At 68.6% G+C, this 8349-nt stretch carries 8 protein-coding genes and 1 pseudogene; 7 read left to right on the top strand and 2 right to left on the bottom strand.

The features are described 5' to 3' along the window. A partial coding sequence (locus ACFWF3_RS15190; protein WP_379314139.1) for an ABC transporter substrate-binding protein occupies positions 1 to 725 on the bottom strand: 725 nt, incomplete at its 3' end. Between the two features lie 107 nt (positions 726 to 832). On the opposite strand from ACFWF3_RS15190, the gene ACFWF3_RS15185 reads away from it, so the two are divergent. From ACFWF3_RS15185 to ACFWF3_RS15155, 7 genes are all read left to right on the top strand, one after another. After that, entirely contained in the window at positions 833 to 1840 is a 1008-nt protein-coding gene (locus ACFWF3_RS15185; RefSeq protein WP_379314138.1) for a FecCD family ABC transporter permease, read from the top strand. Next, positions 1837 to 2919 carry a FecCD family ABC transporter permease gene (locus tag ACFWF3_RS15180; RefSeq protein ID WP_379314137.1) on the top strand — a complete coding sequence of 361 codons (1083 nt, stop codon included), beginning with the start codon at positions 1837 to 1839 and terminating at the stop codon, positions 2917 to 2919. The genes ACFWF3_RS15185 and ACFWF3_RS15180 overlap by 4 nt, the downstream gene beginning before the upstream one ends. Beyond that, positions 2919 to 3728, top strand: a complete 810-nt coding sequence (locus tag ACFWF3_RS15175) for an ABC transporter ATP-binding protein (protein WP_378661481.1) — start codon at positions 2919 to 2921, stop codon at positions 3726 to 3728. Before ACFWF3_RS15180 ends, ACFWF3_RS15175 begins: the two co-directional genes overlap by 1 nt. Before the next feature lie 16 nt (positions 3729 to 3744). Further along, complete coding sequence (locus tag ACFWF3_RS15170; RefSeq protein WP_379314136.1) at positions 3745 to 4386, top strand: TetR/AcrR family transcriptional regulator; 642 nt, start codon at positions 3745 to 3747, stop codon at positions 4384 to 4386. 79 nt (positions 4387 to 4465) lie between these two features. Continuing rightward, entirely contained in the window at positions 4466 to 5848 is a 1383-nt protein-coding gene (locus ACFWF3_RS15165) for a lipase family protein (RefSeq protein ID WP_379314135.1), read from the top strand. Between the two features lie 97 nt (positions 5849 to 5945). Then, on the top strand, positions 5946 to 6572 hold the full coding sequence (locus ACFWF3_RS15160) for a hypothetical protein (RefSeq protein WP_379314134.1): 627 nt from the start codon (positions 5946 to 5948) through the stop codon (positions 6570 to 6572). Between the two features lie 62 nt (positions 6573 to 6634). Beyond that, positions 6635 to 8104, top strand: a complete 1470-nt coding sequence (locus ACFWF3_RS15155) for a hypothetical protein (protein WP_379314133.1) — start codon at positions 6635 to 6637, stop codon at positions 8102 to 8104. A gap of 21 nt (positions 8105 to 8125) precedes the next feature. Here ACFWF3_RS15155 and ACFWF3_RS15150 read toward each other — a convergent pair. After that, positions 8126 to 8349: pseudogene (locus tag ACFWF3_RS15150) on the bottom strand (ATP-binding protein); the annotation flags it as partial.

The following is an 8349-nucleotide window of genomic DNA, read 5'->3' as shown; positions in this document are numbered from 1 at the left end:
TCCTTGGGCAGGAAGCGCAGTAGCGACACGGTCGGCGCGTTGCCGCCGTTCTTCGCCTTGATCGCCGCCCCGATCTTGGTGGCACGGTCCTGGTACGCCGCCAGCTTGGCCTGCGCCAGGTTCTCCTTGTCGACCGCCTTGGCGAGCAGCAGCAGGTTCTCCTTCCAGGTGGCGCCGGTGGTCTGGCTGAACACGACCGGCACGGTGCCCGAACCGAGCTTGATGCCCTTGAACTGCTCGTACTGCTTCTCGTGACGCACCTTCGCCGACACGATCAGATCCGGCCGGGCGCCGGCCAGTTTCTCGATATCGGGGGTCTGCAGATTGCCGATGTTCACCGCTCGCCCCCCGCAGGTCTGGGCGGCCGCGCCGAGGAACGCGGGCAGCTTCTCGCCCATGGACTGGTAGGTCGTGTACGCGACGACTTCGGTGTTCAGCACCAGGGCGGCGTCGACGAACGTCTGATCCAGCGCCGCGACCCGAACCGGTCGGGTGGTGATGGTCGCCGGGTCGACGACCGTGCCGACATTCGTGCCCGCCTTGTCCTTGACCGCCCCGGCCTCGATGGTGCGCGGGTACGCGCCGCCGTCGAGGTTGCTCGCGGTATCGCAATCGCTGTTCGCGGCGCCGGTGGCCGACCGGTCCTGGCCACACGCGGACAGGCTCAGGACGGCGGCGGCGACTGCCGCGGCAGCGGCGAGCCGACGGCTCAGTGGGGTGTTCATCGAGGTCTCCCGAGTGGTTCAGAGTTCTTTAGGGTTGCTAACCTAGCGAAGCCTTACCTAATTACCAACTATGAAGAGGGACAGTGCCCGCATCGCCGCCCGGAGTCGTGTTCGCCAACACACGGTCTCGCCGGTTGCTACTCATCGCCGGACTCTTGGCCGCGGCGTTCGCGACCGTCCTGCTCAGTTTGGCCATCGGTTCCAAATTCATTGCTCCCCTTGATGTTCTGCACGCACTCGGCGGCACGACCGACACCGAGACCGGCGCCATCGTCAACGGTCTGCGCCTGCCACGCACGCTGCTGGGGGTCCTCGCCGGTCTCGCGCTCGGCATCGCGGGCGCGGTGATCCAGGGTCACACCAGAAACCCTCTCGCCGACCCCGCGCTGCTCGGCATCACCCAGGGCGCGGCGCTCGGCATCGTCCTGGCGGTGATGGTCGGCGGCATCTCGAGCCTGTTCGGCTACGTGTGGTTCGGCTTCGCCGGCGCGCTGATCGCCACCATCACCGTGTTCGTCATCGGCGCGACGGGCCGCGGCGGACCGACCCCGGTGACCCTCGCCCTGGCGGGCGCCGCCGTGAGCTACCTGCTGCAGGGCCTGATCTCGGCAGTGGTGCTGTTCGACACCGACGTCACCGACATCTACCGCTTCTGGAAGGCCGGTTCGCTGGTCGGATCCAACCTGGACCTCCTCGGTAAGGCCACCCCGTTCATCCTGGTCGGGATCGTCCTCGCGCTGGCCAACACCTCCGCGCTCAACGCGCTCAGCCTCGGCGAGGACACCGCCCGTGCGCTGGGCCATCGCGTTTCGCTGGCACGCGCCGTCGGCATCGGCTCGATCGTGCTGCTCACCGGCGCGGTCGTGGCGATCGCGGGACCGCTCGGCTTCGTCGGGCTCGTCGTCCCGCACCTGGCCCGCGGTATCACCGGGCCCGACTACCGCTGGCTGGTCCCGGTCGCCGGGTTGCTCGGCGTGGTCATGGTGCTGGTCGCCGACATCGCGGGGCGGCTGGTGCTGGACAAGGGCGAACTTCCGGCGGGCATCATGCTGGCCTTCGTCGGCGCCCCGTTCTTCATCGTGTTGGTCCGCCGCCGAAAGCTGGTGAGCATATGAGTACCGTCCGGGCGGTCCGGCTGGGACCGGTGTCCTGGCAACTGCGACTGCGCACGACGGCGGTCCTGGTCGTCGGGCTCGCGATTCTCGGCGCCGCGAGTTGCGTCGCGCTGGCGCTGGGCACCTATACGATGCCCGACGGCGGTCCGGTCACGCCGTGGGACGTGCTCGCGGTGCTCGGCGGTGGCGGCGACGACGGCCTGGCCTATGTGGTGTGGGATCTGCGGCTGCCGCGGATTCTCACCGGGGCGCTGGTCGGCGCGGCACTGGCGCTGTCCGGCGCGATCACGCAGGGCATTGCCCGAAACCCGTTGTCCAGTCCCGATATTCTCGGCGTCACGGCGGGCTCGAGCGTGGCCGCGGTCGCGGTGATCGCGCTGTCGGGCAGCCGTGGCCAGATCAGCGGCGCCGCCGCCGAGATCGGGGTGCCGGTCGCGTCCATGCTCGGCGGCCTGCTCGCCGCGCTCGGCGTTTTCCTCCTGGCCTGGCGCGGTGGTATCGAGGGCTATCGGCTCGTGCTCGTCGGTCTCGGCGCCGGTTCGCTGCTGTCCAGCGTGACCTTCTGGCTCCTCAGCGTCGGCGACGTGGATATCGCGACGCGGGCGGTGACCTGGCTGACCGGCAGCCTCAACGGCAGCAGCTGGATCCAGGTGACACCGGTGGCGATCGCCCTGGCTGTTCTGGTGCCGGTCGTCCTCGGGGGCACCCATCTGCTCGGCGCGCTGCATTTCGGCGACGACACCGCCCGCTCACTCGGCGTGCGGCTCAACGCCGCCCGGCTGACGCTCCTGGTGCTGGCCGTGTTGCTCGCCGGAGTCGCCACCGCCTCGGCGGGCGCCATCATCTTCATCGCGCTCGCAGTGCCGCAGGTAGCGCTGCGTCTCACCGGTTCGGCACAACCACCGCTGCTCACCTCGGTGGTGCTCGGCGCGGCCTTCACGGTCGCCGCCGATCTGGTCGCGCGCACCCTGCTGCCCGCCGGCGAACTGCCCGTCGGGGTGATCACCGCTGTCCTCGGCGCGCCCTATCTGATCTATCTGTTGATGCGGCGCAATCGCGTCGGGAAAGCGGGCGTGTGATGACCGTTCGGCTGCAGGCCAGCGAGCTGACCCTCGGCTACGGGCCGACAACCGTCGTGGACGGTCTGGATCTGGACATCACCGGTGGCACCGTCACCGCGGTGATCGGGCCCAACGGGTGCGGCAAATCCACCCTGTTGCGCGCGATGGCCCGGCTGCTGCGGCCCGCCGGTGGTCATGTCCACCTGGACGGCAAACGGATCGACCGCATGTCGACCAAGGAAGTGGCACGCGTGCTGGGCATCCTGCCCCAATCCCCGCTGGCTCCGGAGGGTCTCACTGTCACCGACCTGGTCGCCCGCGGCAGGCACCCGCACCAGCGCTGGTACCGCCAGTGGTCCGACGACGACGAAGCCGCCATCACCGAGGCGCTGACCTGGACCGACATGGTCGAGTTCGCCGATCGCTCCCTCGACGAGTTGTCCGGCGGCCAACGCCAGCGCGCGTGGATCTCGATGGCGCTGGCCCAGAACACCGACCTGCTCCTGCTCGACGAACCCACCACCTTCCTCGACCTCGCCCACCAGATCGAGGTTCTCGACCTGGTCCGGCGCCTGCACGCCGAAGCGGGCCGGACGGTGGTGATGGTGCTGCACGACTTGAATCTCGCCGCGCGGTACGCGCATCGACTGGTCGCGATGCGCGCGGGCCGGGTGGTTGCCGCGGGTACGCCCGCCGAAGTGCTCACCGAGGACGTGGTGGCGCAGGTGTTCGGACTGCGCGCCAAAGTGATCGACGACCCGGTCACCGGCACTCCGCTGGTGGTCCCGATCGGCCCCGTCGACGCCGGCGCCTCGACCGAATCCTGAACAGTAGGGTCATGGGGTGACCTCTGGGCGGACTCGACACAACTACACCGGCACCTCGGTCGCCGAACGACAGGTCGAGCGCCGGGCGCTGTTCATCGACGCGGGACTGACCGTGTTCGCGGAGAAGTCGTACGCCAACAGTTCGCTGACCGATGTGTGCGCGGCCGCGGGGCTGTCGCGTCGGCAGTTCTACGAACAGTTCGCCGGGCGCGAGGAACTGCTCGTCGCGGTGTACGACTCCGTGCAGGACAAGGCCGGGGCGGCGGTGGCCGCCGCGCTGGCAGCGGCGGACTCCGACGAACTGCGCACGCTGATCGACGCGGCCGTACGGGCGTACACGACGGCGATCACCGACGACATCCGATGCGCCAAAGTCGCTTTCGTCGACATCGTCGGGGTGAGCCCCGAGATCGAGGCGTATCGGGCGCAGGTCAGGGATCGGTGGGGCGAGGTGGTCACCGCGATCGCGGCCGGTCGCGACGGGGTACGGATGCCGCCCGGCGGCTGGCGGGTGCCGATGGCGGCGTTCATCGGGGCGGTCAACGGCGCCGTGCACCAGTGGAGCCTGGACGACCCGAGACCACCCGTCGACGAACTGGTCGACGTGTTCTCCACCATCCTGAACAGCCTGATCTCAGCGACGCCCCCCGGCGCGTGATTGCGATCTGCGCCACACCCATGTCATAGTTGCCGCTATTGAGACGAAGGCGTCTCAATTCATGTGAGGACTGTGCGCGATGAGATATCCCTTCGTTCAGCGATGGCTTGCCCTTGCCACCGGTGTGCTCGCGGCGGCAACGGTGATGACCGCCGGGCCGGTCGCGGCCGAGCCGCCGGCGGCGCCCCCGCCGGTGATTCCACTACCGCCCGAATGGGATCCGGGCTTCTACCTACCGCCCGCGGACGTGGTGGCGGCGACCGCGCCGGGTGCGATCATCGCGGTCCGGCAGGTGCGGGTCGCCGATTTCGGTCTGCTGCCGATCGATGTCGACGCATGGCAGGTGTCGTATCGCTCCAACAACAGCCGTGACGAGGCGATCCCCGCGGTCGCCACCCTGATCAAGCCGCGCGGGCAGGCGCCGAACCCGCGCAAGCTGCTGTCGGTGCAGCTGGCCGAGGACTCGACCGCGGGCTACTGCGCACCCTCCTATGCGCTGCAACATCTCTCGGCGGCCGCGGTAGCGGGCCAGATCGTGGTGCCCGCCGAGTTCCTGTTCGCGCAGGCAGCGCTGTCACAGGGCTGGGCCGTGGTCGTTCCGGACCATCAGGGCCCCGATTCGGCCTACGCGGCCGGACCGCTGGCGGGCCGGATCACCCTCGACGGCATTCGCGCCGCGACCAACTTCGCCCCGCTCGAGGCGGGACCGACCGCACCGGTGGGCCTCTACGGCTACTCCGGCGGTTCCATCGCGACCGGTCACGCCGCCGAACTGCACAGCAGCTACGCGCCCGAACTGAACATCGTGGGCGCGGCAGAGGGCGGGGTCGGGGCCGATCTCGGCGCCGCCTTGAGCATGGCGAACAACCAGGCGACCTCGGGTCTGGTGTTCGCCGCCGTGCTGGGACTCACCCGCGAATATCCCGATTTCGCCGCCTACCTCGATCAGCGGCTCGATCCGCTCGGCAAGGCCCTGTTCGCGATCAAATCGCCGCTGTGCGTGCAGTATCAGTCGGCGCTGCTGCCGTTCCTGAATCTCACCGGCATGATCGGTTCCGACGGTAATCCCCTCGACGATCCGCCGGTCGCGGCGATGCTCGACGACACCCGTATGGGCAAGTCCGTCCCCGGCATGCCGCTGTTCGTCTGGCATTCCGCGTGGGACGAGATCCTGCCGCTGGCCGCCACCGACACCTTGGTCGACACCTACTGCCGCGATCCGAACACCTCGCTGACCTACACCCGCGACCACGCCAGCGAACACATCGTCGCGGAAGTGGTCGGCGGTCCGGCCGCGCTGATCTGGCTGCGCGACCGCCTCGACGGCGTCCCGGCCGCCCCCGGCTGCACCACCTCCGACGCGGGCACCATGGCCGCGACCCCCGGCGCCCTGAACTTCCTCGGCGAGTCGCTCGCCGCGAAGTTCGCGTCCCTGTTCGGCATGCCGCTCGGGAGCCGCTGACTCGACGAATCGGCGAACTCGGCGATACACATTGACGTTCGATGTTGATTTGTATCATACTCGCCGAGTTCGTCGATCATGAGCAGGAGGTGCCCCGTTGACCGACAACGCGCGGGCCGCGCTGGAGATTCTTCGCGATGCGAGCCGGTTCAAGTGGTATGTCATTCCGCTGTTACTGGTGGTCATCTACATCTACGCGGTCGAAGTCGAGCGGCGTAACTGGAATGTGCTGTTCGCCGGGCTCGCACTCTGGGGCATGGACTGGTTCAACGAGATCTGGAACGCGCTGGTCTTCCACTTCACCGAGCGGGCACCGGTCTGGGCGGCGAGCGGACCGACGGCGTACCAGATCCTGATCGGGCTGAACATCGAGATCTGCTTCATGTTCGCGATCATGGGCATCGCGGCGGCGAAGATGCTGCCGCCGAAGGAAACCCGGATCTTCGGGCTGCCGAACCGGCCTGTGCTGATCGCGGCCAACTCGATCGCGGCGGTGGGTGTCGAGATACTGCTCAACAAGGCCGGCGTGCTGACCTGGGACTGGTCGTGGTGGCAGCCCGGCTTCCCGTTCCTGATCTGGATCATCGGGTACGTGCCGTTCTTCGCGGCCTGCTTCTTCGTGCACGATCTACCGAGCGTGCGAAGCAAGGCGCTGGTGGTCGGCACGATCTTCGGGATCGACGCGATCGCCCTGATCGGTTTCGGCGCGGCGGGGTGGCTGTGAGGCCCGGGCACGCCGTCCGGCGTACAGCGCTGATCGCGGCAGCCGGACTGGTATTCGCCGGAGTGACAACACAATCGGCGGCCATCGCCGATCCGGGGTGTCTACCGGTGGGTACGGTCGGCACCCCGGAGGTGAGCGTCGACGCATCCGACGCCGGACTGGCGACGTTCGCCCCGGCAACGGTCGCGCTGCCCGAGCAGGTGTATTTCCGCACCACCACCGAGTCGTTCAACCGCCGCTGGACCTTCGCCACCCGCGACGGTCAGGTGTACGTGAAACCGGCTGCCGCGCCGGGTGGTTGGCGCATGATCGCGCTGCCGGGCTGCCTGGCGGGCACGATCGCCGGTGTCTCGGCCGACGACGACGAAGTGATGATGATCGACCGCGACGGCCGGTTCGTCACGATGGATCACGCACTCAGCGCTCCCGCGGACTGGAACTGGAGCAGCCGCTACGGCGCCCCGCTGTGGACCGGGCCCGGCAACACGCTGCCGCCGGGCGCGCCGGCCTGGTCGTGGTCGGTGTTGTCGCCCACCGAGGATCACGTGTGGACAGATACCGCGGGCAACGAACACCCCGTCGGCGGGGCGAAGGTGTCGCACGTCTTCGCGCTGACCCACGGCGGTCAGCGGATCCAGTACGTCGACCCGTGGCTGCCGGTGGACCACAGCTACGAGATGAGCACTCCGCTCGGTGGGCGGTTCCAGGCTGTCGCGTTGTCCACCAGCGCGTCGACCTCGCTGGTCGTCAACCGGTACGGCGACTTCTACACGCGCCTCTACGATTTCGACATCTCCGGCGCGGACAAGGTCTTCTTCCGCTACTCCTACGAGGACCAGCGCGGCCTACCCGAAGCGCCGGACATGCTGTCGGAGCGCATCGATCCTCGCTACGCCGCCATCCAGCTGCCCGCACCGGACTGGGTCGCGCAGCCGAAGGTGCCCGGTGAGATCACCGACCGCATCTCCGTCCACCGGACCGGGCCCGGCTCGGCGGCACGAGAGCTGCGCGTCGAAGGGCGCGACGGTGGCCGGACCGGGTTCTGGCGCAAGATGCTCACCGACGCGTCGTGGACCTTCGTCGTCACCGATCAGCCGCTTTCCGGTGCGGCACTGGAGAACTCGCCGGTGCACCGCGCTCACGAGACGCTCGGTCCTGTGTCCGAGTACGACTACCAGGGCGTTTCGGCCCAGGGGTGGACCGCACGCATCCAGTCCTTCGATCCGGCCGTCTCCCCCACACCGCTGCGGATCGAATTCGGTGACGGGAGCGGGCTGGACGTCGTGCTGCACACCGTCGACGGCTTGCGGCAGACACCGCAGCAGCCCGGGATCACCGCGCAGCCGCGGTTCTTCGACGGGACCATCGAAGTGCCGCGGGAACTTCTCGCCTCGGTAGACGCGCAGCCGAGCACCGTGCGCGACTTCCTGCGGAACACGCTGGGCGCCAAGCGATTCACCGACACCTCGGTCGATGTCACCGACACGCGGTTCCACCTGGCCCTGTCGGACCTCACACTGCATCGACGCTGACCGGTGCGACGGGAGGTGGGCTCAGCTCACCTCCCGTTGACGAGGTTGGACGCGGTGCAGCAGGACCTGTTCGAGCAGCGCGACCAGGACATCGCGCACGGAGTCGCGGTCGCGGGCATCGCAGTCCAGCACCGGGATCCAGTCGTCGAGGCCGAGCGCTTCACGGACTTCACCGAGATCGAAGCGGGTCGCGTCGGCGAAGCGGTTCACCACCACGACGAAGGGCGTGTGGTGTTCCTCGAAGT

It is taken from the genome of Nocardia sp. NPDC060220 (genome assembly GCF_042727815.1).
Classification (GTDB): domain Bacteria; phylum Actinomycetota; class Actinomycetes; order Mycobacteriales; family Mycobacteriaceae; genus Nocardia.
Note: the sequence above shows the minus strand (reverse complement) of the source record. Positions and strands in the feature narration are given on the sequence as shown.

Bases quoted from the DNA above. Each gene is read 5' to 3' on its own strand.
- ACFWF3_RS15180 (WP_379314137.1), top strand. From the start codon at position 1,837: ATGAGTACCGTCCGGGCGGTCCGGCTGGGACCGGTGTCCTGGCAACTG.
- ACFWF3_RS15175 (WP_378661481.1), top strand. From the start codon at position 2,919: ATGACCGTTCGGCTGCAGGCCAGCGAGCTGACCCTCGGCTACGGGCCG.
- ACFWF3_RS15165 (WP_379314135.1), top strand. From the start codon at position 4,466: ATGAGATATCCCTTCGTTCAGCGATGGCTTGCCCTTGCCACCGGTGTG.